General features: G+C 75.2%; 28 protein-coding genes. 21 read left to right on the forward strand and 7 right to left on the reverse strand.

Annotated elements, in window-relative coordinates; translation table 11 throughout:
* Nucleotide 1 precedes the first annotated feature (1 nt).
* Nucleotides 2-472: a Fur family transcriptional regulator gene (locus ACFU9A_RS11180; RefSeq protein ID WP_430575287.1), complete on the reverse strand. Its 471-nt coding sequence runs from the start codon at nt 470-472 to the stop codon at nt 2-4.
* Between the two features lie 463 nt (nt 473-935).
* Between ACFU9A_RS11180 and infC the strand changes: the two genes are divergently transcribed.
* From infC to ACFU9A_RS11200, 4 genes are all read left to right on the forward strand, one after another.
* The gene (gene infC / locus ACFU9A_RS11185) at nt 936-1,910 is read left to right on the forward strand and encodes a translation initiation factor IF-3 (protein WP_430575382.1); all 975 of its coding nucleotides are present in this window, start codon (nt 936-938) and stop codon (nt 1,908-1,910) included.
* A gap of 101 nt (nt 1,911-2,011) precedes the next feature.
* Nucleotides 2,012-2,206, forward strand: coding sequence for a 50S ribosomal protein L35 (gene rpmI / locus ACFU9A_RS11190; protein ID WP_430575288.1), 195 nt, complete (start codon nt 2,012-2,014; stop codon nt 2,204-2,206).
* Between the two features lie 90 nt (nt 2,207-2,296).
* Complete coding sequence (rplT, locus tag ACFU9A_RS11195; protein ID WP_079576292.1) at nt 2,297-2,680, forward strand: 50S ribosomal protein L20; 384 nt, start codon at nt 2,297-2,299, stop codon at nt 2,678-2,680.
* Nucleotides 2,681-2,726: 46 nt separating this feature from the next.
* Nucleotides 2,727-3,590 (forward strand): TrmH family RNA methyltransferase, encoded by an 864-nt coding sequence (locus ACFU9A_RS11200; protein WP_430575289.1) that lies wholly within the window; start codon nt 2,727-2,729, stop codon nt 3,588-3,590.
* Nucleotides 3,591-3,616: 26 nt separating this feature from the next.
* Here the strand turns inward: ACFU9A_RS11200 and ACFU9A_RS11205 are convergent, their stop codons facing one another.
* Complete coding sequence (locus ACFU9A_RS11205; protein WP_430575290.1) at nt 3,617-4,282, reverse strand: SRPBCC family protein; 666 nt, start codon at nt 4,280-4,282, stop codon at nt 3,617-3,619.
* 87 nt (nt 4,283-4,369) lie between these two features.
* Here ACFU9A_RS11205 and ACFU9A_RS11210 point away from each other — a divergent pair, with 87 nt between their 5' ends.
* The 4 genes from ACFU9A_RS11210 to ACFU9A_RS11225 all read left to right on the forward strand — a co-directional run bounded on the left by ACFU9A_RS11210 (nt 4,370) and on the right by ACFU9A_RS11225 (nt 9,795).
* On the forward strand, nt 4,370-5,041 hold the full coding sequence (locus ACFU9A_RS11210) for a 2'-5' RNA ligase family protein (protein ID WP_430575291.1): 672 nt from the start codon (nt 4,370-4,372) through the stop codon (nt 5,039-5,041).
* A gap of 179 nt (nt 5,042-5,220) precedes the next feature.
* Entirely contained in the window at nt 5,221-6,294 is a 1,074-nt protein-coding gene (gene pheS, locus ACFU9A_RS11215; RefSeq protein WP_430575292.1) for a phenylalanine--tRNA ligase subunit alpha, read from the forward strand.
* Nucleotides 6,294-8,906, forward strand: coding sequence for a phenylalanine--tRNA ligase subunit beta (gene pheT / locus ACFU9A_RS11220; RefSeq protein WP_430575293.1), 2,613 nt, complete (start codon nt 6,294-6,296; stop codon nt 8,904-8,906). Before pheS ends, pheT begins: the two co-directional genes overlap by 1 nt.
* Nucleotides 8,899-9,795, forward strand: coding sequence for an SDR family NAD(P)-dependent oxidoreductase (locus tag ACFU9A_RS11225; RefSeq protein WP_430575294.1), 897 nt, complete (start codon nt 8,899-8,901; stop codon nt 9,793-9,795). Before pheT ends, ACFU9A_RS11225 begins: the two co-directional genes overlap by 8 nt.
* A 49-nt stretch (nt 9,796-9,844) precedes the next feature.
* Here the strand turns inward: ACFU9A_RS11225 and ACFU9A_RS11230 are convergent, their stop codons facing one another.
* Together ACFU9A_RS11230 and ACFU9A_RS11235 are read right to left on the reverse strand one after the other, a co-directional pair.
* Nucleotides 9,845-10,630, reverse strand: coding sequence for an LLM class F420-dependent oxidoreductase (locus ACFU9A_RS11230; RefSeq protein ID WP_430575295.1), 786 nt, complete (start codon nt 10,628-10,630; stop codon nt 9,845-9,847).
* 35 nt (nt 10,631-10,665) lie between these two features.
* Complete coding sequence (locus ACFU9A_RS11235) at nt 10,666-11,457, reverse strand: methyltransferase domain-containing protein (protein ID WP_430575296.1); 792 nt, start codon at nt 11,455-11,457, stop codon at nt 10,666-10,668.
* Nucleotides 11,458-11,533: 76 nt separating this feature from the next.
* Between ACFU9A_RS11235 and ACFU9A_RS11240 the strand changes: the two genes are divergently transcribed.
* Nucleotides 11,534-11,968: a VOC family protein gene (locus tag ACFU9A_RS11240; protein WP_430575297.1), complete on the forward strand. Its 435-nt coding sequence runs from the start codon at nt 11,534-11,536 to the stop codon at nt 11,966-11,968.
* A 31-nt stretch (nt 11,969-11,999) separates the two neighbouring features.
* On the opposite strand, the gene ACFU9A_RS11245 is transcribed toward ACFU9A_RS11240, so the two are convergent.
* Genes ACFU9A_RS11245 through ACFU9A_RS11255 form a run of 3 tightly spaced genes read right to left on the reverse strand, consistent with a single transcriptional unit; the run spans nt 12,000 to nt 13,812 of the window.
* Nucleotides 12,000-12,983, reverse strand: a complete 984-nt coding sequence (locus tag ACFU9A_RS11245) for a quinone oxidoreductase family protein (RefSeq protein WP_430575298.1) — start codon at nt 12,981-12,983, stop codon at nt 12,000-12,002.
* Nucleotides 12,984-13,042: 59 nt separating this feature from the next.
* A complete protein-coding gene (locus ACFU9A_RS11250; RefSeq protein ID WP_430575299.1) occupies nt 13,043-13,645 on the reverse strand; it encodes a DUF1684 domain-containing protein in 603 nt (200 codons plus the stop codon).
* Nucleotides 13,642-13,812, reverse strand: a complete 171-nt coding sequence (locus ACFU9A_RS11255) for a hypothetical protein (RefSeq protein ID WP_430575300.1) — start codon at nt 13,810-13,812, stop codon at nt 13,642-13,644. Before ACFU9A_RS11255 ends, ACFU9A_RS11250 begins: the two co-directional genes overlap by 4 nt.
* A 22-nt stretch (nt 13,813-13,834) precedes the next feature.
* Between ACFU9A_RS11255 and ACFU9A_RS11260 the strand changes: the two genes are divergently transcribed.
* From ACFU9A_RS11260 to tyrS, 12 genes are all read left to right on the forward strand, one after another.
* Nucleotides 13,835-14,353, forward strand: coding sequence for a GNAT family N-acetyltransferase (locus tag ACFU9A_RS11260; RefSeq protein ID WP_430575301.1), 519 nt, complete (start codon nt 13,835-13,837; stop codon nt 14,351-14,353).
* Between the two features lie 88 nt (nt 14,354-14,441).
* Nucleotides 14,442-15,530, forward strand: coding sequence for an N-acetyl-gamma-glutamyl-phosphate reductase (argC, locus tag ACFU9A_RS11265; RefSeq protein WP_430575302.1), 1,089 nt, complete (start codon nt 14,442-14,444; stop codon nt 15,528-15,530).
* Nucleotides 15,527-16,717 carry a bifunctional glutamate N-acetyltransferase/amino-acid acetyltransferase ArgJ gene (gene argJ, locus ACFU9A_RS11270; RefSeq protein ID WP_430575303.1) on the forward strand — a complete coding sequence of 397 codons (1,191 nt, stop codon included), beginning with the start codon at nt 15,527-15,529 and terminating at the stop codon, nt 16,715-16,717. The genes argC and argJ overlap by 4 nt, the downstream gene beginning before the upstream one ends.
* Nucleotides 16,714-17,661 (forward strand): acetylglutamate kinase, encoded by a 948-nt coding sequence (argB, locus tag ACFU9A_RS11275; protein ID WP_430575304.1) that lies wholly within the window; start codon nt 16,714-16,716, stop codon nt 17,659-17,661. The genes argJ and argB overlap by 4 nt, the downstream gene beginning before the upstream one ends.
* A complete protein-coding gene (locus ACFU9A_RS11280) occupies nt 17,658-18,947 on the forward strand; it encodes an acetylornithine transaminase (RefSeq protein WP_430575305.1) in 1,290 nt (429 codons plus the stop codon). Before argB ends, ACFU9A_RS11280 begins: the two co-directional genes overlap by 4 nt.
* A complete protein-coding gene (gene argF, locus ACFU9A_RS11285; protein ID WP_430575306.1) occupies nt 18,947-19,879 on the forward strand; it encodes an ornithine carbamoyltransferase in 933 nt (310 codons plus the stop codon). Before ACFU9A_RS11280 ends, argF begins: the two co-directional genes overlap by 1 nt.
* Nucleotides 19,876-20,424 carry an arginine repressor gene (locus ACFU9A_RS11290; protein ID WP_430575307.1) on the forward strand — a complete coding sequence of 183 codons (549 nt, stop codon included), beginning with the start codon at nt 19,876-19,878 and terminating at the stop codon, nt 20,422-20,424. Before argF ends, ACFU9A_RS11290 begins: the two co-directional genes overlap by 4 nt.
* Before the next feature lie 96 nt (nt 20,425-20,520).
* On the forward strand, nt 20,521-21,750 hold the full coding sequence (locus ACFU9A_RS11295) for an argininosuccinate synthase (RefSeq protein ID WP_430575308.1): 1,230 nt from the start codon (nt 20,521-20,523) through the stop codon (nt 21,748-21,750).
* Nucleotides 21,751-21,790: 40 nt separating this feature from the next.
* On the forward strand, nt 21,791-23,209 hold the full coding sequence (argH, locus tag ACFU9A_RS11300) for an argininosuccinate lyase (RefSeq protein ID WP_430575309.1): 1,419 nt from the start codon (nt 21,791-21,793) through the stop codon (nt 23,207-23,209).
* Nucleotides 23,210-23,332: 123 nt separating this feature from the next.
* Nucleotides 23,333-23,956: a uridine kinase gene (locus tag ACFU9A_RS11305; protein ID WP_430575310.1), complete on the forward strand. Its 624-nt coding sequence runs from the start codon at nt 23,333-23,335 to the stop codon at nt 23,954-23,956.
* 2 nt (nt 23,957-23,958) lie between these two features.
* On the forward strand, nt 23,959-24,642 hold the full coding sequence (locus ACFU9A_RS11310; protein WP_430575311.1) for a DNA-3-methyladenine glycosylase: 684 nt from the start codon (nt 23,959-23,961) through the stop codon (nt 24,640-24,642).
* Between the two features lie 64 nt (nt 24,643-24,706).
* The gene (gene tyrS, locus ACFU9A_RS11315) at nt 24,707-25,966 is read left to right on the forward strand and encodes a tyrosine--tRNA ligase (protein ID WP_430575312.1); all 1,260 of its coding nucleotides are present in this window, start codon (nt 24,707-24,709) and stop codon (nt 25,964-25,966) included.
* The last annotated feature ends 453 nt before the right edge of the window (nt 25,967-26,419 follow it).

Genomic DNA, 26,419 nt, shown 5'->3' on the forward strand with positions numbered 1-26,419 from the left:
TTCAGATGGTCGTGCCGGTGGACCCGGCCGCCGGGACGGGGTCGGCAGCGGTGCCGCCGGCACAGGTGGGGCACAGGCCCCAGAAGGTGACCTCGGCGAGGTCGACGGCGAAGCCGTGGGACGCGCTCGGCGTCAGGCAGGGCGCGTGCCCCACCGTGCAGTCGACGTCGGCGACCGTGCCGCAGGAGCGGCACACCACGTGGTGGTGGTTGTCGCCGGTGCGGCGCTCGTACCGCGCGGGGTGGCCCGCCGGCTCCATGCGGCGCAGCAGGCCGACGGACGTGAGCGCGTGCAGGCAGTCGTAGACGGCCTGCACGGACACCGAGCCGAAGTCGGCGCGCACCGCGCGCACGACGTCGTCCGCGGTGGCGTGCTGGTGCTCGGAGAGCGCGCGCAGGACGGCGAGCCGCGAGCCGGTGACGCGCAGTCCGCGCTCCCGGAGCAGCACGTCGTCCGTCCCTGCCGTGGTCATGACGGCGACCCTGCCACACATTCTGGAACGATTCCAGTAAAGTCCGCGGGGTGGCGTCGGGGGCGCGCGGGAGCCGCACGTCACACCCGGCGGGCCGGGGCCGAGACCGTGCCGGCGCCGATCTCGTGCTAGTCTCGATGGCTGACCGACCTGTATCCGTGCGCACGGTGCTCCGAGCGAGCCGCCGTCGCCGGGTCCAGGTGCATCAAGTGGATTCCATCCCACCCGAGCACCGACCGAGCGCCCATGGCGCCGACAGGGGCCGGGTCCCGGTCGGACGCTCGTCGTGGGCGTCCGCCTCGGTCGCCGGAGCGTTCGCGCCCCGGCGTCGGTAGATGGCCTCCACCTGTGCTCAGGTCGGGGGCCTTTCCCGTCCCTGGCGGTCTACCGACGAGTTCCTAGGAGCATCACCATCAGCGAGCCTCGCATCAACGATCGGATCCGCGTCCCCGAGGTCCGACTCATCGGCCCGGGCGGGGAGCAGGTCGGCGTGGTCGCCACGGGAGTCGCCCTGAAGCTTGCCCAGGACGCCGACCTCGACCTCGTCGAGGTGGCCCCGGACGCCCGTCCGCCCGTCGCCAAGCTCATGGACTTCGGCAAGTTCAAGTACGAGTCGGACATGAAGGCGCGCGAGGCGCGGCGCAACCAGGCGAACACGGTCCTCAAGGAGATCCGGTTCCGCCTGAAGATCGACCCGCACGACTACGGCACCAAGAAGGGCCACGTCGTCCGCTTCCTCGAGGCGGGGGACAAGGTCAAGGTCATGATCATGTTCCGCGGTCGCGAGCAGTCGCGCCCGGAGATGGGCGTGCGCCTGCTGCAGCGCCTCGCGGAAGAGGTGTCGGACCTCGGCTTCGTCGAGTCGATGCCGAAGCAGGACGGCCGCAACATGACCATGGTGCTCGGCCCGGTGAAGAAGAAGGCCGACGCCAAGGTCGAGCAGCGCAAGCGGTCCAGCGAGATCAACGCGCAGCGCAAGACCAAGTCGGAGGTCAAGGCCGAGGCGCGTGCGCGCGCCGAGGGCGACACCACGCCGGTCTCCGCCGAGCCCGTCGTCGACGAGGCCCCCGAGACGCCCGTCGTCGAGGAGGCGCCCGCGGTCGAGCAGGCGCCCGTCGTCGACGAGGCTCCCGAGACTCCCGTCGTCGACGAGGCCCCCGAGACGCCCGTCGTCGAGGAGGCGCCCGTCGCCGAGCCGGCTCCGGAGCCCCGGAAGGTGGCCGAGAAGAAGGCGCCCGCCCCGGCCAAGGCCGCTCCGGCGAAGGCTGCTCCGGCCAAGGCCGCTGCGGCGGCGCCGGCCAAGCCCGCCGCTGCGCCGAAGCCCGCGACCCCGGCCAAGCCGGCTGCGGCCGCGACGCCGAAGCCCGCGACGCCGAAGCCCGGCACCCCGCGGCCGCCGGCCCCGCGTCCGAAGCCGACCCCCCGCGCGGGGCGCTGAGGCCTCATACCGACCATCTGGCACCGGGCCGCTCGCCGGCCCCGGTCCGCACCACGTCCCCGCCACCCGGCGGGTGACCGACACGAGGAGAGACGGCAGTCATGCCGAAGAACAAGACGCACTCCGGCGCCAAGAAGCGTTTCCGGGTCACCGGCAGCGGCAAGGTCATGCGTGAGCAGACGAACGCTCGCCACTACCTCGAGCACAAGTCCAGCCGCCGTACCCGCCGTCTGGCCCAGGACCAGGTGGTCTCGGCCGCCGACGTCAAGACCATCAAGAAGCTGCTCGGTATGTGACGCCCTCGGCGGTCACCCGCTCTCCGGTACCACACCGGCGAGCTCGACCGCCGGGTCCACTTCCGGTCCCGACACTGCAAGGAGCATCACGTGGCACGCGTGAAGCGGGCGGTCAACGCCCACAAGAAGCGCCGTACGACCCTCGAGCGCGCCAGCGGCTACCGCGGCCAGCGTTCGCGCCTGTACCGGAAGGCGAAGGAGCAGGTCACCCACTCCCTCGTCTACTCGTACCGCGACCGCAAGGCGAAGAAGGGCGACTTCCGCAAGCTGTGGATCCAGCGCATCAACGCTGCGTCCCGCGCGCAGGGGCTGACCTACAACCGCCTCATCCAGGGCCTGAAGGCCGCTGGTGTCGAGGTCGACCGTCGCATGCTCGCCGAGCTCGCGGTCAACGACGTGGCGGCGTTCAACGCGCTCGTCCAGGTCGCCAAGGACGCGCTGCCGGCCGACGTCAACGCGCCCAAGGCCGCCTGAGCCGACCGCTCAGCACCCCGGACGCCCGGACACCCCTGATCTGTCGATGCCCCGCATCCCCGACGTGACGCTCGCCAACCCGCGAGCCGACCGGGTCAAGCAGGTCAGGGCGCTGTCCGGGCGTCCTGCGCGTTCCCGGCACGGACAGTTCCTCGTCGAGGGACCGCAGGGCGTGCGCGAGGCGGTGCGCCACGCGCCCGCCGACGTCCGGGACCTGTACCTCACCCCGGCGGCGGCCGAGCGCTACGACGAGATCGTGGCGGCGGCCGACGACGCCGGGCTGCGCCTGCACGTGGGCACGCCCGAGGTGCTCGAGGCGATGAGCCCCGACGCCCAGGGCGTGCTCGCGGTCGTGCGGGCCCGCCCGCTCGCGCTCGACGACGCCCTGCGCGGGCTCGACGCGCGGCCCCTGCTGGTCTCCGTGCTCGCGAACGTCCGCGACCCGGGCAACGCCGGCACCGTCATCCGCGCGTCCGACGCCGCCGGGGCGGACCTCGTGGTGCTCGCCGGCGAGAGCGTCGACGTGCACAACCCGAAGGTCGTGCGCTCCACGGCCGGCTCGCTCTTCCACCTGCCGGTCGTGACGGGGGTGCCCCTGGCCGACGTCGTCGGCGCGGTGCACGACGCGGGCTGCGTCGTCCTCGCCGCCGACGGCACGGGCGTCCACGACCTCGACGACCTGCTCGACGTGGCCGGCTCCGCGCCGGCCGGGCAGCCAGACCTCGCCGGCTCCACGGCCTGGGTCTTCGGCAACGAGGCGTGGGGTCTGCCCGAGGCGGACCGCGCCCTGGCGGACGCCGTCGTGCGCGTGCCCATCCGCGGCCGCGCCGAGTCGCTCAACCTGGCCACCGCCGCCACGGTCTGCCTCTACGCGAGCGGGCGCGCGCAGCGCGCGGTCCGCTCCGACTGACTCCACGCCAGCGGCCGCGCCCAGCGCTAGCCCACGGGTCGCGCGAGGCGCCCCTCCGCCCGGTCGCGGATGCCGCGCAGCATCGCGGCCGACATCACCCAGCTCACCAGCTGGGTGGCCTCCACGACCAGGCGTCCGGCCGCGCCCCGCGCCCGGTAGCGCTCGCGCACCAGCAGCCGCGTCCCGACGGCGCGCCCCTCCCACGGGAGCAGCACGAACGCCCACGAGAAGTCGAACGGCGGCGGACCTGCCGCCGGCCCACCAGGCCCGGGACCGCCGCCGTGCAGGACGAGGTGGCGCCCTTGCTGCATGGCCGCCACCCGGAGCCCGAACCCGTCGGCGAGGTCGACCTGGTCGCCCACCGCGAGGTCCTGCCACGCCGCCTCCACGCGGTCCGCGGAGCGGATGTCCAGCCCGACCATCCGCTCCAGGCGGTCGTGGGAGTAGAACCCCCCGCGTCCGTACCCGAGCTGGACGAGCCAGGGCCACACCTCGGACGGCGGCGTGCCGATGCCGACGGCGCGGGTCGCGACGACGTCGGCCGCCGGCACGAGGTCGTCGCCGGGCAGCGGGAGGTCGGCCTCCAGGGCCGACGTGCCCCAGGTCTGCGTCATCCGTCGCGTCAGGAGGGCTGCCCCGACCCCGAGGGCGGCCAGGGTCGTCGCGGCGAAGACACGTCTGGACGAGGGCATGAGCTCAGCCTGCCGTCACCCGGGGCGGGGCGCGCGGGAACGGGCGCGGACCTGCCCGGTCGCCCGGTGCGGGCCTAGCATCGCGCCATGCGCCTCTTCACGGCCGTGTACCCGTCCGCCGCCGCCGGAAGCCACCTCGAGCTCGCCCTCGCGGGGGTGGGCGGCGGCGCGCGCTCGGACCCGGGCCGCGGCCTGCGCTGGGTGCCGCCCGAGCAGCGCCACGTGACGCTCGTCTTCCACGGCGAGGTACCCGACGGCGCCGTGCCCGGCTACGTGGAGGCGCTGCGGCTCGCGCTGGCCGACGTGCCGCCGTTCGGGCTGGTCCTGGCCGGGAGCGGGTCCTTCGGCGGCCGGACGCTCTGGGTGGGGGTGGCGGGGGCGGTCGACGACCTGCGCCGCGCGGCCGGGCTCGCGCAGGACGCCGCGGTCGGCGCTGCCGGCCTGCCCGCCTCCGACCGCGCCTCGGGCCGCCCGCACCTCACCGTCGCGCGGGCCACCCTGCGCGCCGGGGACGGCGGCCGGGCCGTGGCCGGCGCGCGCGGCGGCTCGCGGCGCCCGCGCGGCCGTGAGCCGGAGGCCTCGCCGCTGGTGCCGTGGGCGCAGGCCCTCGCCGTCTACCGCGGGCCCACCTGGGAGGTGGACACCGTCCACGTGGTCGCCTCGCGGCTCGGCGAGGGGCGCTCCGGTGGCCCGCTGCACGAGGACGTCGCGGTCGTCCCGCTCGCGGGCCACGACGGCGCCGAGCCTCCCGTGCCATGATGGGGGGCGTGACACACCGCGACCGTCGATTTACCGGGCCCGCCACGGGCCCGGTCCCGGCTGCGCCCGCGCGCTGAGCGCGCGCGGCACCGCGGACGCCGACCTGACAGGCCCTGGCGGGCACCTAAACTGACCCCGCCGCCACACCCCTTCGCAGGGACCCTCTCAGGAAGGCACGCATGTCCACGCCCGCACCCCCCTCAGACCTCGGCCCCGACCCGCTCGACGTCCCGGCCCTCGACGCCGCGGTCGACGACGCCCTCGCCGCCGTCGCCGCGGCGAGCGACCTCGACGAGCTCAAGGCCGTCCGCAGCGCCCACACCGGGGACAAGAGCCCGCTCGCGCAGGCGAACCGCGCCATCGGAGCCCTCCCCGGCGCCGACAAGGCCGCCGCCGGCAAGAACGTCGGCCCCCGCCGCGGCCGCGTGAACCAGGCGATCGCCGCGCGCCAGGCCGAGCTCGAGGCCGAGCGGGACGAGCGCGTCCTCGTCGACGAGGCCGTCGACGTCACGCTGCCGACCGACCGGCGACCGCTCGGGGCGCGGCACCCGATCGAGCTGGTCCAGGAGCGCGTCGCGGACTTCTTCGTCGGGATGGGCTGGGAGATCGCCGACGGGCCCGAGGTCGAGGCGGAGTGGTTCAACTTCGACGCCCTGAACTTCGACCCGGACCACCCGGCCCGGCAGATGCAGGACACGTTCTACGTGGAGGGCGAGGGCGGCAAGCCGTCCAACCTCGTGCTGCGCACGCACACGTCGCCGGTGCAGTCGCGCTCGCTGCTCTCCCGCGGCGTGCCGCTGTACGTCGCGTGCCCGGGCAAGGTGTTCCGCACCGACGCGCTGGACGCCACGCACACCCCGGTCTTCCACCAGGTCGAGGGCCTCGCGGTCGACAAGGGCCTGACGATGGCGAACCTGGTCGGCACGCTCGACGCGTTCGCGCGCGCCATGTTCGGCCCGGAGGCGCGCACGCGGCTGCGCCCGAGCTTCTTCCCCTTCACCGAGCCCAGCGCCGAGATGGACCTGTGGTTCCCGCAGAAGAAGGGCGGGGCCGGCTGGATCGAGTGGGGCGGCTGCGGCATGGTCAACCCGAACGTGCTGCGGGCGGCCGGGATCGACCCCGAGGAGTACCAGGGCTTCGCCTTCGGGATGGGCATCGAGCGCACGCTCATGCTGCGTCACACGATCGCGGACATGCACGACATCGTGGAGGGCGACGTGCGCTTCTCCACCCAGTTCGGGACGGAGATCTGATGCCTCGCATCGTCACTGACTGGCTCGGCGACCACGTCGAGCTGCCGGCGGACCTCACCGCGGAGCAGCTCGCGGCGGCGCTGGTGAAGGTCGGCCTGGAGGAGGAGGAGATCCACCCCGCCGCCGTCACCGGCCCGCTCGTCGTGGGCCGCGTGCTCGCGCAGACGCCCGAGCCGCAGAAGAACGGCAAGACCGTCAACTGGTGCCTGGTCGACGTCGGCCCGGAGCACAACGCCACGCAGATCAAGGGCGTCGACGACGCCGACGTCCCCGCCGGCGGCGCGCGCGGCGTCATCTGCGGTGCGCACAACTTCGGCGTGGGCGACCTCGTCGTGGTGTCGCTGCCGGGCACGGTGCTGCCCGGCGGCTTCGCGATCGCGGCGCGCAAGACCTACGGCCACGTCTCGGACGGCATGATCTGCTCCGTGCGCGAGCTGGGCATCGGCGAGGACCACGACGGCATCCTCGTGCTCACCCGCGCCGGCTTCGACGCCGCGGACCTCACCCCGGGCCAGGACGCGATCGCCCTGCTGGGGCTCGGCGACGAGGTGCTCGAGATCAACGTGACCCCGGACCGCGGGTACGCGTTCAGCTACCGCGGCGTGGCGCGCGAGTACTCCCACTCCACGGGCGCGCGCTTCACGGACCGGGGGCTCGCCGCGAACCTCCCCGTGCCCCCGCCGGCCGCCACGGCCGACGGGTTCGCGGTCGAGGTCGACGACGCGGCGCCGATCCACGGCCAGGTGGGTTGCGACCGGTTCGTCACCCGCGTCGTGCGCGGCATCGACCCCGCCGCCCCGACCCCGGACTGGATGAAGCGGCGCCTGGAGGGCTCGGGCATGCGCTCGATCTCCCTGGCCGTCGACGTCACCAACTACGTGATGCTCGACCTGGGACAGCCGCTGCACGCCTACGACCTGGCCGGGGTCGCCGCGCCGATCGTCGTCCGCCGGGCGGCTCCGGGGGAGCGCCTCACGACGCTCGACGACGTGGACCGCGCGCTGGACGCCGAGGACCTGCTCATCACCGACTCGCCCGCGGGCGGGCGCGGCGCGCGGGTGCTCGGCCTGGCCGGCGTCATGGGCGGGGCGTCGTCCGAGGTGGGCGACGCGACCACCGACGTGCTCGTCGAGGCCGCGCACTTCGACCCGATCACCGTGGCCCGCACGGCGCGCCGCCACCGGCTGCCGTCCGAGGCGGCCAAGCGGTTCGAGCGCGGCGTGGACCCGCTGCTGCCCGCCGTCGCGGCGCAGCGCGTGGTCGACCTGCTGGTCGAGCTGGGCGGCGGCACCGCCGACCCGGCCGTGAGCGACCTGGACGCGACGACGCCGCCCAAGCCCGTGCGGCTCGACGTGACGCTGCCCACCCGGCTGTCGGGCGTCGAGTACGACCGGGCGCAGGTGGTGGGCATCCTCGTCCAGATCGGCTGCACCGTGACCGACGCGGTGGCGGGTGCCGCCGTGGACGCGGTGCGCGTGACGCCGCCGTCGTGGCGTCCCGACCTCACCGAGCCGGCGGCGCTGGTCGAGGAGGTCGTGCGCATCGCGGGCTACGACCAGATCCCGTCGGTGCTCCCGGCCGCGCCCGGCGGGCGCGGCCTGACCACCGAGCAGCGCGCGCGCCGCTCGGTGGCGCGCGCCCTCGCGGAGGCAGGGCTCGTCGAGGTGCTGTCCTACCCGTTCGTCGGGCAGGCGGACCTGGACGCGCTCGGCCTGCCCGCCGACGACGTCCGCCGCGAGACGCTGCGGCTGGCCAACCCGCTGGCCGACGACCGCCCGTTCCTGCGCGCCGACCTGCTCTCGACGCTGCTCGAGACCGCGCGCCGGAACGTGTCGCGCGGGCTGCCGGACGTCGCGGTGTTCGAGGTCGGCCTGGTCACGCGGCCGGTGCCGGGCACGCCCGCGCCGCCGCAGCTGCCCGTCGGCGTCCGACCGTCCGACGAGGACCTCACGGCGCTGGTCACCGCGGTGCCCGCCCAGCCGCGGCACGTCGCGGGGGTGCTCACCGGCAGGGCGCGCCCGGCCGGCTGGTGGGGCGACGGCCGCGCGGCCGACTGGACGGACGCGCTCGCGGCCGCCCGCCTGGTGGCCGAGCGGACCGGGGCCGAGGTCACGGTCGTGGCCGACGCGGTCACCATGCCGTGGCACCCCGGGCGCTGCGCGGCGCTCACGCTCGCCGACGGCACCGTCGTCGGGCACGCGGGCGAGCTGCACCCGAAGGTCGTCGAGGCGCTCGCCCTGCCGGCCCGCGCGGCGGCGTTCGAGCTCGACCTCGGTGCGCTGATCGCCGCGGGCGGGGACGAGCCGGTCACGGCGTCCCCGGTGTCGGCGTTCCCGGCCGCGAAGGAGGACTTCGCGTTCGTCGTCGACGCCGCGGTGCCCGCCGCGGACGTGCAGGCCGCCGTCGTGGCGGGCGCCGGCTCGCTGCTGGAGGACGCGCGCCTGTTCGACGTCTTCACCGGCGACCAGGTGGGGGAGGGCAAGAAGTCTCTCGCCTACTCGGTGCGGCTGCGCGCCGCGGACCGCACCCTCACCGCGGACGACGTGCGTGCCGTCCGCGAGGGCGTCGTCGCGGCGGCCGCGGAGCGCGTGGGGGCCGTGCTGCGTGGCTGAGCAGGCCGGGTCGCGCGTCGGCCCCGGGCCGCGGGAGGTCGTCCCCACGACGGTCCCCGCGGCCCGGACCGCGCTCGTCACCGGCGCGAGCCGGGGCATCGGCCGCGCCGTCGCGCTCGGGCTCGCGGCGGCGGGCCTGGACGTCGCCCTCGTCGCGCGCGACCCCGGCCGCCTCGCGGAGGTGGCGGCCGAGGTGCGCGCTCTCGGCCGGGTCGCCCTCCAGCTCCCGACCGACGTGACCGACGTGGCCGCCGTGGCGGCCGCCGTGCGGTCCGCCGAGGCGGCACCGGCAGACGGCGGGCTCGGCTCGGTGGACCTGCTCGTGAACAACGCGGGCCGCATCGACGCCGAGGTGCCGCTGTGGGAGGCCGACCCCGACGAGTGGTGGGCGGTGGTCGAGACCAACGTCCGCGGGCCGTTCCTGCTGGCCCGGCACGCGGTGCCGGGGATGCTCGCCCGGGGCGGCGGGCGCGTCGTCGACCTCAACAGCGGCGCGGGCTCGCACGACAACGCGGACGCGACGGCCTACAACGCGAGCAAGACGGCGCTGATGCGCCTCGGCGCCGGCCTCCACGACGCCGGCCACTCGCGCGGCCTGCGGGTCCTGGAGGTCGCGCCCGGGGTGGTGCGCACGGACATGACGGGCGCGATGCGCGCGCACGTGGGGCGGACCGAGTGGACGCCGGTCGAGCGGACCGTGGACCTGGTGACGGCGTTCGCGCGCGGCGACCTGGACGCCTGCTCCGGGTGGTTCGTCCGCGCCTCGCACGACACCCCGGACTCGCTGTCGCGGCTCGCGCGCGCCGCGACGGCGCCGGCCGCACGCCGGCTGCGGGTGCAGCCGGCGGCGGACGACGACCCGCTCGGCCCGATGCTCGTCGGTCGTTGACGTGCTCACCGGTCGCTGACCGGCGGCCGGCGGGCCCAGGGCGGACGGGTCAGTGGCGCTCGTCGCGCCAGCGGATCCACTGCTCGACGAGGGACAGGTCGTAGTCGGGCCCGCTCGTGCCGATCGTGAACAGGGTGGCGCCGGCGTCGAGCAGCTTCTGCCCGACCTCCTCCGGCGGGGCACCCACGCCGACCGAGCGCTCCACGAGCGCGGCGGTGTCGCGCCCGACGGCCGCGCCGTGCTCGTCGAGGATCGCGGACTTGCGGGTCAGGGTGTCGACGTCGCCGAACGAGTGCCAGACGTCGGCGTGCTCGGCCACGAGGCGCAGCGTCTTCTTCTCGCCCCCGCCGCCGATCAGGACAGGGATCTCCCGCGTCGGGGCGGGGTTGCCCGCCGCGAGCCGCGCCTTGATGCGGGGGAGCGCCTCGCCCAGGTCGGCGATGCGCGAGCCCGCGGTGCCGAACTCGTACCCGAACTGCTCGTAGTCCTTGGCGAACCAGCCCGCGCCGATGCCGAGGATCAGCCGGCCGCCGCTGATGTGGTCGACCGTGCGGGCCATGTCCGCGAGGAGCTCGGGGTTGCGGTAGGAGTTGCACGAGACGAGCGCGCCGATCTGCACGCGCTCGGTCTGCTCGGCCCAGGCGCCGAGCATCGTCCAGCACTCGAAGTGCTTGCCGTCGGGGTCGCCCGAGAGCGGGAAGAAGTGGTCCCAGTTGAAGATCACGTCCACGCCGGCGTCCTCGGCGCGCCGGACGGCGTCGCGCATCTGGGCGTAGTCGGCGTGCTGCGGCTGGAGCTGGACCCCGATGCGGATCGGGTGGGTGGTGTCGGTCACGTGCCCGAGCCTACGACCGCCGGACGGAGCCCGGGTCATGCCGTCCGCGTGGCGACCGCGAACACGCGGCGGAAGGCCAGCGGGGTGCCGAACGGGCGCCGCGGGTAGGCCGCCCGCAGCTCAGCGCCGAACTCGGCGTCGAACCGCGCGCGCAGGCCCGTACCGTGCGCGGCGTCGTGGGCGTCGAGGGAGTGCAGCACCGGCTGCGCGCCCGTGGCCGAGATCCAGCGCAGCACCGGGTCCTCGCCGTCGAGCACGTGCGTGTAGGTGGTCTCCCAGGTGTCGACCGACCAGCCGGGCGCGGCGAGGATCTCGAGGTACTCCGCGGGGTCGGCGACGGCGCGGCGCTCCACGGTCCCGACGGCGTCGGCGTAGGGCTCGCGGCCCGCGACCTCGCGCAGCAGCCGGTGGCTGGGGGCGTCGTGGTTGCCGGGGACCGAGAACGCGAAGGTCTGGCGGGCGGTCGCGGCGAGCGCCGGGAGCAGGTCGAGGTGCCCGGGCACCCACTGGAGCGTGGCGTTGCTGATCACGAGGTCGGCCTCGGGAGCGGGGCCGCGGCCGGCGGCGTGGTCGCGCACGTCGGCGAGCTCGTACCGTCCCGAGGGGTCGGCGGCCCGGGCGCGCTCGATCATCGCGGGCGACGCGTCGAGGCCGACGAACGAGGCGTGCGGCCAGCGCTCGCGCAGCACCGGGGTGAGGTGGCCCGGGCCGCAGCCGAGGTCGACGACGCTCGCCGGCTCGCGCAGCACGCGGGCGACGAGCTCGCCGAAGGGGCGGGAGCGCTCGTCGGTGTAGCGCAGGTACGCGGTGGGGGACCAGTCGGCCACGGCAATTCCTCTCGACGTCAAGTCTCTTGATGTCGAGAGACTAGCGGGCGCGGACGCCACGCACCAGGCTGTCGGCATGGAACCCGACGCCACCACCATCCCGCCCGGCCGCTCACCGGGCAGCCCCGCCGCCGTCGTGCCCTACCTGGCCGTGCGCGGTGCGGCCGAGGCCATCGACTTCTACCGGCGGGCCTTCGGCGCGCAGGAGCAGTTTCGGATCGAGGACGACGGCGTGGTCGGCCATGCCGAGCTCCGCATCGGCGGCGCGACGGTCTACCTCGCCGACGAGTGGGAGTCGATGCGCGTGCTCAGCCCCCTCACGCTCGGTGGCTGGTCGGTGTCGCTGGCGATCGAGGTCGACGACGCCGACGCGTTCGTCGCGCACCTGGTGGATGCCGGGGTGCGGCTCGAGCGCGGCGTCGACGACGGGCCCCAGGAGGGGTGGCGGAACGCCTGGGTGGTGGACCCCTACGGCCACCGCTGGCACGTGTCGGGCCCGGCGGCGCGCTGACGCCGGGCGGGCGGGCCCGGCGCTGCGCCGGTCAGGGGACCAGGAGCACCTTGCCCGTGGTGGCTCGCGCCTCGAGGGCGCGGTGCGCGTCCCCCGCCGCGGCGAGCGGGAGGGTGGCCCCCACGCGGACGTCGAGGTCGCCCGACGCCGCGGCGCCCAGCACCTCGGACGCGCGCCACTCCAGCTCCCCGCGGGTCAGGGTGTAGTGCGCCAGGGTGGGCCGGGTGAGGTACAGCGAGCCTCCCGAGTTGAGCCGCTGCGGGTCGAACGGGGGCACCTGGCCGGACGCGCCGCCGAACAGCACCAGCGTGCCGCGCGGGCGCAGGGAGGCGAGGGAGGCGTCGAACGTCGCGCGCCCCACACCGTCGTACGCCACGTGCACGCCCCTGCCGTCGGTGAGGTCGCGCACGACGGCGGGCAGCTCCGTGGCGATGTCGCCCATGGCCGCGTAGTCCACCGTGTGGGCGGCACCCGCCGCCGACGACAGTGCCGCCTTCTCGGGCGAGGAGACCGTCGTGATGACGCGGCCGCCGCGCGCCACGGCGAGCTGCGTGGCGAGCAGGCCCACGCCGCCCGCGCCGGCGGTGAGCAGGACGTCGTGGCCGGGGCCGACCTCGAAGGTGGACGCCACCAGGTAGTGCGCCGTCATGCCCTGCAGCGGCAGCGCCGCCGCCGTGACGAGGTCGAGGCCCGCGGGGACGCGCACGGCGTTCGCGGCGGGCACGACCGCCAGCTCGGCGTACGAGCCGGGCGCCTCGTTCCAGGCCACGCGGTCGCCCACGGCGAATCCCGTGACTCCGTCGCCGAGCGCCTCGACCGTGCCGGCGCCCTCGACCCCGACGACGTGCGGGTAGTCCACCGCGTACACGCCGGCGCGGCGGTACGTGTCGATGAAGTTGACCCCCGCTGCCGCGACGCGGACCAGCAGGCCTCCCGGGCCGGGCGACGGGTCGGGCCGCTCGACGTACTCCAGGACCTCGGGACCACCCGCCGCGCGGGCCACCACTGCGTGCATGGCTCCGAGCCTACGCACCGTCGACCGGCTGCCGGTCGGGGCAGGTCGGGCGCGTCCCGTCAGGCCATCCGCTCCCCGGCGCGCACGGGCGCGCCGACCCGGTTGCCGGCGGGCGCGAGCGGGCAGGTCCACGCCGGGTCGTAGCGGCACGACGGGTGGTAGGCGAAGTTGAGGTCCACGACCATCCGCCCGCCCGTCCCGCCGAGGTCCGCGCCCTTGGTCGTGTCGAGCAGGTAGCGGCCCCCGCCGTACGACCCGGCCCCGGCCGTCCCGTCCCGCAGGGGCACGAACAGCCCGCCGCCGTACTGGGCCAGCCACCAGACGTCGAGCGTGCCGAGGCCAGGCAGCTCGAGCACGCCGACCCGCTCCATCGCGGTCGTGCCGTCCGCGCCGGTGTCGACGTCGAGGGTGGCCGGGGCGGCCGGCCGCAGGGGCAGCTCGAAGCGCAGCGCGGGGTCGTAGGGCCAGAAGGGCAGGCCCGACGCGCGCAGCGGGTCGCCCGCCGGCAGCGGGCTCTGGGGGTGGGTGCGGAACAGGTCGTCGCGCCCCTGCCGCCATGTCGCGTGGCCCTCCACCGGGTCCGGCGCGGCCCGCACCGCCGCGTACAGCTCCGCGACGCGGCGGCGCCAGTCCGCGAGCTCGAGGGCGGCGGCGGGGGTCACGACGCCGCCCCGGCGGAATCCGCGGAGCGGTCGTCGAGCGCGCAGGACGCGGCGACCTCGGCGGCCGGCTCGCGGTGCCTGGCGCTCTCGTCGTAGGTGGCGGCGCGGGCGTCGTAGGCCGCCGCGACCGCGGCCGAGACGGCGTCGTGGGTGGGGGTCGAGGTCACGGCCCGACCCTATGCTTCGCGGGTGACCGGAGACACTCGCGCCCCGCTGACGATCCGCCCCACGACCGACGACGACTGGCCGGCGCTGTGGCCGATCGTCGACGGCGTCGTGCGGGCGGGGGAGAGCTACGCCTACCCGTCCGACCTCACGAGCGACCAGGGTCGCGCGCTGTGGCTGGAGCGGGCGCCAGGCGCGACCGTCGTCGCGGAGGGCGCGGACGGCGCCCTCCTCGGCACGGCCAAGATGGGCCCGAACCGCCCCGGTCGCGGTGACCACGTGGGCACGGCGTCGTTCATGGTCTCGCCCGCCGCGCGGGGTCGCGGGGTGGGCCGGGCCCTCGGCGAGCACGTCGTCGCCTGGCACCGGGAGCAGGGCTACCGGGGGATCCAGTTCAACGCGGTGGTCGAGACGAACGAGGCCGCGGTGCGGCTGTGGCGCTCGCTCGGGTTCGAGGTCGTGGGCACGGTGCCGGGCGCCTTCCGCAGCGCGGCGCACGGGTACGTCGGGCTGCACGTGATGTACCTGCCGCTGGCCGGCTGACCCCCCCGCGCGGGCTCCCCGCCGGGGTCGTGCCCGGCTCCTGGAAGGGGGGTCCCCGCGCGCTGCATACGTATGTATAGTGCTGCATATGGTCAGCACTGAGTCGCGCACGTTCCGTGTCGCCGTCGCCGGTGCCTCCGGGTACGCCGGGGGCGAGTTCCTGCGCCTCGCGGCGCGTCACCCCGCGCTGGAGGTCGGAGCGCTCACGGCCCACTCGAACGCCGGCGCAGCCCTGGGCGCGCTGCAGCCGCACCTGCGCTCGCTCGCCGACCGCGTCCTGGAGCCGACCACGCCCGAGGCGCTCGCGGGCCACGACGTCGTCGTCCTCGGACTCCCGCACGGGGCCTCGGGCGAGATCGCCGCGCAGCTGCCGGACGACGTCCTCGTGCTCGACCTCGGCGCCGACCACCGGCTCGCCTCGGCCGCCGACTGGGAGCAGTTCTACGGCTCCCCGCACGCGGGCACCTGGCCCTACGGCCTGCCGGAGCTGCTCCACGCGGACGGCGCGGGCCACGTCACCGGCGCCCAGCGCGACCACCTCGCCGGCGCCCGCCGGATCGCGGTGCCCGGCTGCAACGTCACCGCCGTCACCCTCGGCCTCCAGCCCGGGGTCGCGACGGGGCTGGTCAGCCCGGCCGACGTCGTCGCCGTGCTCGCCAACGGCTACTCGGGGGCGGGCAGGTCGCTCAAGCCCCACCTGCTCGCGGCCGAGGGCCTCGGCTCCGCCGCGCCCTACGCGGTGGGCGGCACGCACCGGCACATCCCCGAGATCACGCAGAACCTGCGCACCGCCGGCGCCCCGGCCGTGACGATCAGCTTCACGCCCACCCTCGTGCCCATGTCGCGCGGCATCCTCGCCACCGTCACGGCCCGGCTCGCGCCCGGCCACGAGGGCGCCACCGCCGCCGACGTGCGCGCGGCCTGGGCCGACGCCTACGCCGACGAGCCGTTCGTCGAGCTGCTGCCCGAGGGGCAGTGGCCCACGACGGCCGCCACGCTCGGCGCGAACACCGCCCTCGTGCAGGTCGCGCTCGACGCGGCCGCCGGGCGGGTGGTGACCGTCACCGCCATCGACAACCTGGTCAAGGGCACCGCCGGCCAGGCGGTCCAGGCCATGAATCTTGCCCTCGGCCTGCCGGAGACGGCCGGCCTCGTCACCGAAGGAGTCGCTCCATGAGCATCACCGCACCGGCCGGGTTCCGGGCCGCCGGCGTCGCCGCCGGCCTCAAGGCGTCGGGCGGGCGCGACGTCGCGCTCGTCGTCAACGACGGCCCGCGACGTACGGCAGCGGCGGTGCTCACGACCAACCGCGTGCAGGCCGCGCCCGTCGTCTGGACGCGCCAGGCGGTGAGCGACGGCGCCGCGCGCGCGGTCGTCCTCAACTCCGGCGGCGCCAACGCGTGCACCGGCCCCGAGGGCTTCGGCGACACCCACCGCACGGCGGAGCACGTGGCCGCCGCGCTGTCCGCGGGCGCCGCGACGCCCGAGGACGAGGTCGGCGCCGGCGACGTGCTCGTGTGCAGCACCGGCCTCATCGGCCTGCGCCTCGACATGGACGCCCTGCTCGGGGGCGTCGACGCCGCGGCGGCCGCGCTCGGGGGCGACGGCGGCGACGCCGCCGCGGACGCGATCCGCACCACCGACACCGTCTCCAAGCAGGCCCTCGCGCAGCGCGACGGCTGGAGCGTCGGCGGGATGGCGAAGGGCGCGGGCATGCTCGCGCCGGGCCTCGCGACGATGCTCTCGGTGGTCACGTCCGACGCCGTGGTCGACGCCGCCGTGGCCGACGCCGCGCTCCGTGCCGCCACGGCCGCGACGTTCGACCGGGTGGACTCGGACGGCTGCATGTCGACGAACGACACCGTGATCCTGCTGGCCAGCGGCGCGTCGGGCGTCGAGGTGGGGCTCGAGGACCTGACGGCCGCGGTCACCGAGGTGACGGCCTCGCTCGCGCGCCAGCTCGTCGCGGACGCCGAGGGCGCCAGCCACGACGTCGCGGTCACCGTCACCGGCGCCACCACCGAGGAGGCGGCCGTCCTCGTCGCCCGGGCCGTCACGCGCTCCAACCTCTTCAAGGCGGCGATCTTCGGCAACGACCCGAACTGGGGCCGCATCGTGTCCGCCGTCGGCACCGTGCCCGAGGACGTCGCGCCCTTCGACCCGCTGGCGCTCGACGTCACGGTCAACGGCGTGCAGGTGTGCCGGGCCCAGGGGGTGGGGGAGCCGCGCGAGCTCGTCGACCTCGCGGCGTCCCGCGAGGTCACCGTCGTGGTCGACCTGCACGCCGGGGGCGCGTCCGCCACCGTGTGGACCAACGACCTCACGCACGACTACGTGCACGAGAACAGCGCGTACAGCTCATGAGCAGCGACGTCGTGAACGGGCTCGCGCCCGAGCAGAAGGCGGAGGTGCTCGTCGAGGCGCTGCCGTGGCTGCAGGAGTTCGCCGGCGCGCTGGTCGTCGTCAAGTACGGCGGCAACGCGATGATCGACGACGGGCTCAAGGCCGCGTTCGCGCAGGACATGGTCTTCCTGCGCCAGGTGGGGCTGCGCCCGGTCGTCGTGCACGGCGGGGGCCCGCAGATCAACGCGATGCTGGAGCGGCTCGACATCCACAGCGAGTTCCGCGGCGGGCTGCGCGTCACCACGCCCGAGGCGATGGACGTGGTGCGCATGGTGCTCACCGGCCAGGTGTCGCGCGAGCTCGTGGGCCTCATCAACGCGCACGGCCCGCACGCCGTCGGGCTCTCCGGCGAGGACGGCGGCCTGTTCGGCGCGGTGCGCCGGCACGCGGTCGTCGACGGCGAGCCGGTCGACGTCGGCCTGGTGGGAGACGTCGTGCAGGTGCACCCGTCCGCCGTCCAGGACCTGCTGGACGCCGGCCGCATCCCCGTCGTCTCGACGGTGGCCCCCGACGTGGACGACCCGACCCAGGTGCTCAACGTGAACGCCGACACGGCCGCCGCGGCGCTCGCGGTCGCGCTCGGCGCCACGAAGCTCATCGTGCTCACCGACGTCGAGGGCCTGTACACCTCGTGGCCCGACAAGGACTCGCTCGTCGAGGAGATCTCGGCGCCCGACCTCGCGACGCTGCTGCCGAGCCTGACCGCAGGCATGGTGCCCAAGATGGAGGCGTGCCTGCGGGCCGTGCAGGGCGGCGTGCCGCGTGCCACGGTGATCGACGGGCGCCAGCCGCACTCCGTGCTGCTGGAGGTCTTCACCACCCGCGGCAACGGCACGATGGTCGTCCCTGCGCGCACGTCGGCCGACCAGTCCGGAACCACCCCGAGCAAGGAGGCCTCCGCGTGAGCGACACCCTGCAGGCCGTGAGCGGCGGCGCGCTCGCCGACGCCTCGAACGCCGCCTGGACCGAGCGCTACACCCACGCCGTGATGGACACCTTCGGCCCGCCGCAGCGCGTGCTGGTGCGCGGCGAGGGCGCGTACGTGTGGGACGCGGACGGCCGCCGGTACCTCGACCTGCTCGCCGGGATCGCGGTCAACGCCCTCGGCCACGCGCACCCCACCCTCACGGCGGCGATCAGCGCGCAGCTGGGCACGCTCGGACACGTGTCGAACTTCTTCGCCACGCCCACGCAGATCGGGCTGGCCGAGCGGCTGCTGCACCTCGCGGGCGCCCCGGCCGGCTCGCGGGTGTTCTTCACCAACTCGGGCACCGAGGCCGTCGAGGCGGCGTTCAAGATGGCGCGCCGCAACCGCGGCGAGGACGGGTCCCGCACGCGGGTCCTCGCCCTCGAGGGCGGCTTCCACGGACGGTCGATGGGCGCGCTCGCGCTCACGGCGAAGGCCGCGTACCGCGAGCCGTTCGAGCCGCTGCCCGGCGGCGTCGAGCACGTCCCCTTCGGCGACACGGCCGCGCTCGAGGAGGCGTTCTCCCCGGCCGCGGTCGCGGAGCGCGGCGGCGTCGCGGCCCTCGTCCTCGAGCCGCTCCAGGGCGAGGCCGGCGTCCGGGCCCTGCCCCCGGGCTACCTGGCGCACGCCCGCCGCCTCACCACCGAGGCGGGCGCGCTGCTCGTGCTCGACGAGGTGCAGACCGGCGTCGGCCGCACCGGCTCGTGGTTCGCGTTCCAGCAGCCCGAGGTCGGCGGCGGCGTCGTGCCCGACGTCGTCACCGTGGCCAAGGGGCTCGGCGGCGGCTTCCCGGTCGGCGCGGCGATCGCCTTCGGCGAGAACGCGGCGACCCTGCTGGGCCGCGGGCAGCACGGCACCACGTTCGGCGGGAACCCCGTCGCGGCGGCCGCGGGCCTCGCGACGCTGGGCGTGATCGAGCGCGACGGGCTGCTGGAGAACGTCCGCCGCGTGGGCGACCTCCTGCGCACCGGGATCGAGGCCGCCGGCAACCCGCTCGTCGCGGGCGTGCGGGGCCGCGGCCTCCTGCTCGCGGTGCAGCTCACCCGGCCCGTCGCGGCCGAGGTCGCCGCCGCGGCGCTCGAGGCCGGGTTCGTCGTGAACGCCGTCGCACCCGACGCGATCCGCCTCGCCCCGCCGCTCGTCCTGACCGCCGACCAGGCGCGCGACGCCGCCGGCTTCTTCGCGGCCGTCACCGTCCCCGACACCTCCGAGAGCGAGCACTGATGCCCCGCCACTTCCTGCGTGACGACGACCTCACCCCCGAGGAGCAGCGGGAGGTGCTCGAGCTCGGCATGGCGTTCCGCGAGGACCGGTTCGTGCGCGCCCCGCTGGCCGGGCCGCAGGGCGTCGCCGTCCTCTTCGACAAGCCGACGCTGCGCACCCAGGTGTCCTTCTCCACGGGCGTCGCGGAGCTGGGCGGGTTCCCCGTGATCGTCGACGGCCGCCTCGCCCAGGTGGGCGTGCGGGAGTCGGTCGCGGACGTCACCCGGGTGCTGGACCGCCAGGTGTCCGCCATCGTGTGGCGCACCTTCGGGCAGGACCGCATCGAGGAGATGGCGGCCGTGTCCCGGGTGCCGGTGGTGAACGCCCTCACGGACGGCTTCCACCCGTGCCAGATCCTGGCCGACCTGCTCACGGTCGCGCAGCACCGGGGCGGGATCGGTGCGCTCGCCGGCCAGCGCCTCGCCTACGTCGGCGACGCCGCGAACAACATGGCGGCGTCCTACCTGCTCGGCGGCGTCACCGCCGGCCTGCACGTCGCCGTCGCCGGCCCCGAGGGCTACCTCCCGCCCGAGGACGTCGTCGCCCGCGCCCGCGAGATCGCTGCCACGACGGGCGGCTCCGTCACCGTGACCACCGACGTGCGCGCCGCGGTGGCCGGGGCCGACGTCGTCGCCGCGGACACCTGGGTGTCGATGGGCGACGAGGAGGAGGCGGCCGACCGGCTCGCCGACCTCGCCGGGTACGGCGTCGACGACGCCCTCATGGCCGGCGCGGCCGACGACGCGATCTTCCTGCACTGCCTGCCCGCCTACCGCGGCAAGGAGGTCGCCGCGTCGGTGATCGACGGGCCCGCGTCGGTCGTGTGGGACGAGGCGGAGAACCGCCTGCACGCGCAGAAGGCGCTGCTGACCTGGCTGCTGGAGCACCGGTGAGCGCCCCGGACGGCGCCTCGTCGTCGGGCCAGGTCGCCACGGGGCCGGCGACGAAGGCCGCGCGCCACGCGCGGATCGTCGAGATCGTGCGCCGCACGCCGATCCACTCGCAGGCCGAGCTGGCCCGCGAGCTCGCCGACGCGGGCGTCAGCGTCACCCAGGGCACGCTGTCGCGCGACCTCATCGAGCTGCGCGCCGAGAAGGTGCGCAACGCGGCGGGCTCGCTCGTCTACGCGGTGCCCGGCGAGGGCGGCGACCGCAGCGTCCAGGCGGCCGGCGAGGGGGAGAGCGAGGTCGGCTACGTCGCCGCGCGGCTCGCCCGGCTGTGCAACGACCTGCTCGTGTCGGCGGAGGCGTCCGGGAACCTCGTGGTGCTGCGCACCCCGCCCGGCGCCGCGAACTACCTGGCGTCGGCGATCGACCACTCCGTGTTCCCGGGCGTCCTCGGCTCCATCGCCGGCGACGACACGATCCTCGTGATCGCCCGCGACCCCCTCGGCGGCGACGAGGTCGCACGCCGCTTCCTCGAGCTCACCGGGCCTTGAGCCCACCGTGCCCTGAACCCACGCCCCCGGGGGCTCGTGCCCGCGGGGAGACCCCTGCCAGACTTGACCTGACCCCACGCCAGAAAGAGAACTGTGATGACTGATCGCGTCGTGCTCGCCTACTCGGGCGGCCTGGACACCTCCGTGGCCATCGGCTGGATCGCCGAGGCCACCGGGGCCGAGGTCGTGGCCGTGGCCGTCGACGTCGGCCAGGGCGGCGAGGACATGAACGTCATCCGCAAGCGCGCCCTCGACTGCGGCGCCGTCGAGGCGTACGTCGCGGACGCCCGCGACGAGTTCGCGGCGGAGTACTGCATGCCCGCGCTCAAGGCGAACGGGATGTACCTGGACCGCTACCCGCTGGTCTCGGCGATCTCCCGCCCGGTGATCGTCAAGCACCTCGTGCGCGCCGCCCGCCAGTTCGGCGCGACGACGGTCGCGCACGGCTGCACCGGCAAGGGCAACGACCAGGTCCGCTTCGAGGTCGCGACGACCTCGCTCGCCCCCGACCTGAAGTCCATCGCCCCGGTGCGCGACCTCGCCCTGACCCGCGAGAAGGCCATCGACTACGCCGAGCGTCACGACCTGCCGATCGCGACCACGAAGAAGAACCCGTTCTCGATCGACCAGAACGTGTGGGGCCGCGCCGTGGAGACCGGCTTCCTCGAGGACATCTGGAACGAGCCCACCAAGGACGTCTACTCCTACACCGACGACCCGACGTTCCCGCCGGTCGCCGACGAGGTCGTCATCACCTTCGACCAGGGCGTGCCCGTCGCGCTGGACGGCGTGGCCGTGACGCCGCTGCAGGCCATCCAGGAGATGAACCGCCGCGCCGGCGCGCAGGGCGTGGGCCGCATCGACATCGTCGAGGACCGCCTGGTGGGCATCAAGTCCCGCGAGATCTACGAGGCGCCCGGCGCCATCGCGCTCATCGCCGCGCACCAGGAGCTGGAGAACGTCACGCTCGAGCGCGAGCAGGCCCGCTTCAAGCGCCAGGTCGAGCAGCGCTGGTCCGAGCTGGTCTACGACGGCATGTGGTTCTCCCCGCTGAAGAAGAACCTCGACACCTTCGTCGACGAGACCCAGAAGTACGTCTCCGGCGAGATCCGCATGGTGCTGCACGGCGGCCGGGCCACCGTCACGGGCCGCCGCTCGGAGTCGAGCCTGTACGACTTCAACCTCGCCACGTACGACGAGGGCGACTCGTTCGACCAGTCGCACGCCCGGGGCTTCATCGAGATCTACGGCCTCGCCGCCAAGCAGGCCGCGGCCCGCGACGAGAAGTTCGGCAACGGCGTGGACTTCGGCACCGGGGAGTTCTGACGTGGGGTCCGAGGTCACGCCCGGCGGTCCCGACGGGACCGTGAGCCGGCAGTCCGACAACGTGTCCCTGTGGGGCGGCCGGTTCGCCGGCGGCCCGTCGCCGGAGCTGCAGGCGCTGTCGCAGTCCACGCACTTCGACTGGGTGCTCGCCCCGTACGACATCCGCGGGTCGCGGGCGCACGCCCGCGTGCTGCACGCCGCGGGCCTGCTCACCGACGACGAGCTGGCGGGCATGCTCGAGGCGCTGGACGTCCTGCTCGCCGACGTCCAGTCCGGGGCGTTCCTGCCCGTGCTCGGCGACGAGGACGTGCACACGGCCCTGGAACGCGGCCTCATCGAGCGCGCCGGCCCCGAGCTCGGCGGCAAGCTGCGCGCCGGCCGGTCGCGCAACGACCAGATCGCCACGCTCGTGCGGCTCTACCTGCGCGACCAGGCGAAGACGGTCGTGGGCCAGGTGCTCGACGTCGTGGACGCGCTCGTCGGGCAGGCGCAGGCGGCGGGCGACGCCGTCATGCCCGGGCGCACCCACCTGCAGCACGCCCAGCCGGTCCTCGTGGCGCACCAGCTCCTCGCGCACGCGTGGCCCCTGCTGCGCGACGTCGACCGCATCCTCGACTGGGACGTGCGCGCGGCGCGCTCGCCGTACGGCTCGGGGGCGCTCGCGGGCTCGTCGCTCGGGCTGGACCCGGCCGCGGTGGCGGCCGAGCTCGGCTTCGACGGCCCGGTGGAGAACTCCATCGACGGCACCGCGGCGCGCGACGTCGTGGCGGAGTTCGCGTTCGTCGCGGCGATGGTCGGCATCGACCTGTCGCGGCTGAGCGAGGAGATCATCCTCTGGAACACGAAGGAGTTCGGCTTCGTGCGGCTGGACGACTCGTGGTCGACGGGGTCGAGCATCATGCCGCAGAAGAAGAACCCGGACATCGCCGAGCTCGCCCGCGGCAAGGCGGGGCGACTCGTCGGCGACCTCACCGGCCTGCTCACCACGCTCAAGGGCCTGCCGCTGGCGTACAACCGGGACCTCCAGGAGGACAAGGAGCCGGTGTTCGACCAGGTCGCGACGCTCACGGTGCTGCTGCCCGCGTTCGCCGGCATGGTGCGCACCCTGACGTTCGACACCGACCGGATGGCCGAGCTCGCGCCGCAGGGCTTCTCGCTGGCCACGGACGTCGCCGAGTGGCTGGTCCGCTCGGGGGTGCCGTTCCGCGTCGCGCACGAGGTCGCGGGCGCCTGCGTGCGCGTCTGCGAGGAGCGCGGCATCGAGCTGTGGGACCTGTCGGACGCCGACCTCGCGGCGATCTCGGAGCACCTGACGCCGGGTGTGCGCGACGTGCTGAGCGTCGAGGGCTCGGTGGCGTCGCGCGACGGCGTCGGCGGCACGGCCCCGGTGCGCGTCGCCGAGCAGCTCGAGGAGGCCGCGGGCCGCTCCGCGGAGTTCCGCTCCTGGGCGGAGGGCTGAGCCACACCGCACGGCGACGGCCGCGCCTCCCCACGGGGGGCGCGGCCGTCGGCGTCCGCGGCGACCGCCGGCAGGCAGAATGGCCGACGTGACGACGACGGACCCGGCGAAGGGGGAGCGGGCGTGACCGTGCCCCAGGGAGTGCTGGACCGCCTGGTGGCGCGCGTGCGCGCGGCAGCGCCGCGGCTGCCGGCGGCGGGCCCGGACGGGACGGCGGCCGACCGGCCGGCCGGCGGGACGCGGCTCGTGGTCGTGGACGGCCCGGCGGGCTCGGGCAAGTCCACGCTGGCCGCCCAGCTCGCGGAGGCGCTGCCCGCGCAGGTGGTCCACATGGACGACCTCTACGACGGCTGGTCGGGGCTGGCCGCGGGCGTCGAGCGGCTGCACGAGCAGGTCCTCGCGCCGCTCGCCCGCGGCGAGGACGGTCGCTACGAGCGCTACGACTGGGGCACCGGTCGGTACGCCGAGTGGCACGACGTCCCCCGCGCCGAGTACCTCGTCGTGGAGGGCTGCGGCGCCGGCGACCCGCGGGTCGACGACCTCTGCGCCCTGCTGGTCTGGGTCGAGACCGACGACGCGCTCCGGCTCACGCGCGGCCTGGCGCGCGACGGCGAGGACGCGCGCGGGCACTGGAAGGCCTGGATGGCGGCCGAGAACGCGCTCTACGCGGCGCACCGGACCGCGCGCCGGGCGGACGTGCGCCTGGACGGCTGGGGGCGGGTCACGTGGCCCGCGCACGGGATCTGACCGTGCGGGGCGAGCGGGACGTCGCCCCCGCGCCCGGGGCCGCCGTCGTGCGGGACCGCGCGTGGTTCGAGCGCGACGTGCACGTCGTGGCGCGGGACCTGCTCGGCGCGCTCCTCACCCGCCGCACCTCCGACGGCGCCGTCACCCTGCGGATCACCGAGGTCGAGGCGTACGCGGGCCCGGCCGACCCGGGCTCGCACGCGTTCCGCGGGGAGACGGCGCGCAACCGCACGATGTTCGGCGAGGCCGGGCGGGTCTACGTGTACCGGCACCTGGGGCTGCACCACTGCATGAACGTCGTGTGCAGCCCGCCGGGCGAGGCGTCGGCCGTGCTGCTGCGGGCCGGCGAGGTGGTCGAGGGCGCGGACCTGGCGCGCGAGCGTCGCGCGGCCGCGGGCGTGACCCGTGCGGACCTGGACCTGGCCCGCGGCCCGGCGCGACTCACGGTGGCGCTCGCGGTCACGCGCGACGACGACGGGCGGGACCTGACCGACCCCGCGGGCGACCTCGTCCTGCGCGTGCCCGTGACGGCCGACCGGGGTGACGCCGAGGTCGCCGCCGGTCCGCGGGTGGGCGTGAGCGGCGACGGGGGCCGCGCGGACCTGTTCCCGTGGCGGGTCTGGCTGGCCGGCGAGCCCACGGTCTCGCCGTACCGCGCCGCGGGACCGCGGCGCCGGTCGCGGTAGCGGTCGGGCACACTAGGAGGGCGACCCGGCCGGGTCGCGACCCCCTTTTCCCGAGGAGCACACGGTGACCGACGTTCTCGACGAGCTGCACTGGCGAGGCCTGGTGGCGCAGTCCACCGACGAGGCCGCGCTGCGTTCTGCGCTGGCCGAGGGCCCCGTCACCTATTACGCGGGCTTCGACCCGACGGCGCAGAGCCTGCACGTCGGGCACATGGTCCAGCTGCTGAACATGCGCCGCCTGCAGCTCGCGGGGCACCGGCCCCTCGCGCTGGTGGGCGGCGCCACGGGGCTGATCGGCGACCCGCGACCCACCACGGAGCGCTCGATGCAGTCGCGCGACGTCGTGGCCGGCTGGGTGGACCGCATCCGCGCGCAGATCGAGCCGTTCCTCGACTTCGAGGGCCCGGCCGCGGCCCGGATGGTGAACAACCTCGACTGGACCGGCTCGATGTCGGCGATCGACTTCCTGCGCGACGTCGGCAAGCACTTCCGCGTGGGCACCATGCTGTCCAAGGACATCGTGGCGCGGCGCCTGCGCTCGGACGAGGGCATCAGCTTCACCGAGTTCAGCTACCAGGTGCTGCAGGGCATGGACTACCGGGAGCTGTACGAGCGGGACGGCTGCACCCTGCAGCTCGGCGGCAACGACCAGTGGGGCAACCTGCTGTCCGGCGTCGAGCTGATCCGCAAGGCGCACGGCGCGTCCGTGCACGCCCTCACCTCGCCGCTCATCACCAAGGCGGACGGCACCAAGATGGGCAAGTCCGAGGGCGGGGCCGTGTGGCTCGACCCGGAGCTGACGAGCCCGTACGCCTTCTACCAGTTCTGGCTCAACACGGCGGACGCGGACGTCGTCAAGTACCTCAAGGTGTTCACCTTCCGCTCGCGCGAGGAGATCGAGGCGCTCGAGGGAGAGGTGGCCGAGCGGCCCTTCGCCCGCGAGGCGCAGCGCACCCTGGCCGGCGACCTCACGACGCTCGTGCACGGGCAGGGCGCCACCGACGCGGTGATCTCGGCGAGCCAGGCGCTCTTCGGCCGCGGAGAGCTCCGGGGCCTGGACGCCGGCACGCTCGGCGCCGCGGTGGCCGAGCTGCCGCGGACGACGGCGAAGGCGGGCGACCTCGTGGTCGACGCGCTCGTCGGGTCGGGCCTCGTCGCGTCGAAGGCAGCCGCGCGCCGGGCCATCGGTGAGGGCGGCGCCTACGTGAACAACGCGAAGGTCGCGTCCGAGGACGCCGCGCTCGCACCCGAGGACCTGCTGCACGGCCGGTACGCGGTGCTGCGTCGGGGCAAGCGGACCCTCGCGGTGGCCGTGGCGGAGTGACGGGCCGGCGCGGAGCGCCGTGACCGGGGCCCGGAGGGGAGCGCACGTGCTCCTGTCCGGGCCCTCGGTCGTTCCGCTGGTCGCCCCGCACGGTCGCACCGCGGACATTCGTGCAGGTCAGAGCGCGATTTGGCACCTCCCCGGAACTGTGTGTAATGTTCTGGTCGTTCGCCCGACAGGGAGAACGGACACCGAGGAGACAGCCGAGAGGCTGGGTACCGGTGGCCGGCCCGGGGCGGACAACCCGAATCCTTCTTCACGAGGACGCCGAGTGCGCCCTCGTTCGGGAACGGGTCGTTCGAACCAGCACTTCAAGGCTTCGGCCGGAAGTTGACGGGGCAGGACGAACCGAGTAAGGTTGAGGGGTTGCCCCGGCGGGGTCGGAATCGAAGGGTTCTGGTCTTGTGGGTGTGCGTCGGTTGTTTGAGAACTCAACAGTGTGTTTGATAGTCA

This window comes from Isoptericola sp. NPDC057653, from assembly GCF_042799955.1.
Taxonomy (GTDB): Bacteria; Actinomycetota; Actinomycetes; order Actinomycetales; family Cellulomonadaceae; genus Isoptericola.

Coding starts and splice junctions, on each gene's coding strand:
- argF (WP_430575306.1), top strand. CDS start 18,947: ATGCCCCGCCACTTCCTGCGTGACGACGACCTCACCCCCGAGGAGCAG.
- rpmI (WP_430575288.1), top strand. CDS start 2,012: ATGCCGAAGAACAAGACGCACTCCGGCGCCAAGAAGCGTTTCCGGGTC.
- argJ (WP_430575303.1), top strand. CDS start 15,527: ATGAGCATCACCGCACCGGCCGGGTTCCGGGCCGCCGGCGTCGCCGCC.
- argB (WP_430575304.1), top strand. CDS start 16,714: ATGAGCAGCGACGTCGTGAACGGGCTCGCGCCCGAGCAGAAGGCGGAG.
- ACFU9A_RS11200 (WP_430575289.1), top strand. CDS start 2,727: ATGCCCCGCATCCCCGACGTGACGCTCGCCAACCCGCGAGCCGACCGG.
- ACFU9A_RS11205 (WP_430575290.1), bottom strand. CDS start 4,282: ATGCCCTCGTCCAGACGTGTCTTCGCCGCGACGACCCTGGCCGCCCTC.
- argC (WP_430575302.1), top strand. CDS start 14,442: ATGGTCAGCACTGAGTCGCGCACGTTCCGTGTCGCCGTCGCCGGTGCC.
- pheS (WP_430575292.1), top strand. CDS start 5,221: ATGTCCACGCCCGCACCCCCCTCAGACCTCGGCCCCGACCCGCTCGAC.
- ACFU9A_RS11295 (WP_430575308.1), top strand. CDS start 20,521: ATGACTGATCGCGTCGTGCTCGCCTACTCGGGCGGCCTGGACACCTCC.
- ACFU9A_RS11180 (WP_430575287.1), bottom strand. CDS start 472: ATGACCACGGCAGGGACGGACGACGTGCTGCTCCGGGAGCGCGGACTG.
- ACFU9A_RS11245 (WP_430575298.1), bottom strand. CDS start 12,983: ATGCACGCAGTGGTGGCCCGCGCGGCGGGTGGTCCCGAGGTCCTGGAG.
- ACFU9A_RS11240 (WP_430575297.1), top strand. CDS start 11,534: ATGGAACCCGACGCCACCACCATCCCGCCCGGCCGCTCACCGGGCAGC.
- pheT (WP_430575293.1), top strand. CDS start 6,294: ATGCCTCGCATCGTCACTGACTGGCTCGGCGACCACGTCGAGCTGCCG.
- ACFU9A_RS11210 (WP_430575291.1), top strand. CDS start 4,370: ATGCGCCTCTTCACGGCCGTGTACCCGTCCGCCGCCGCCGGAAGCCAC.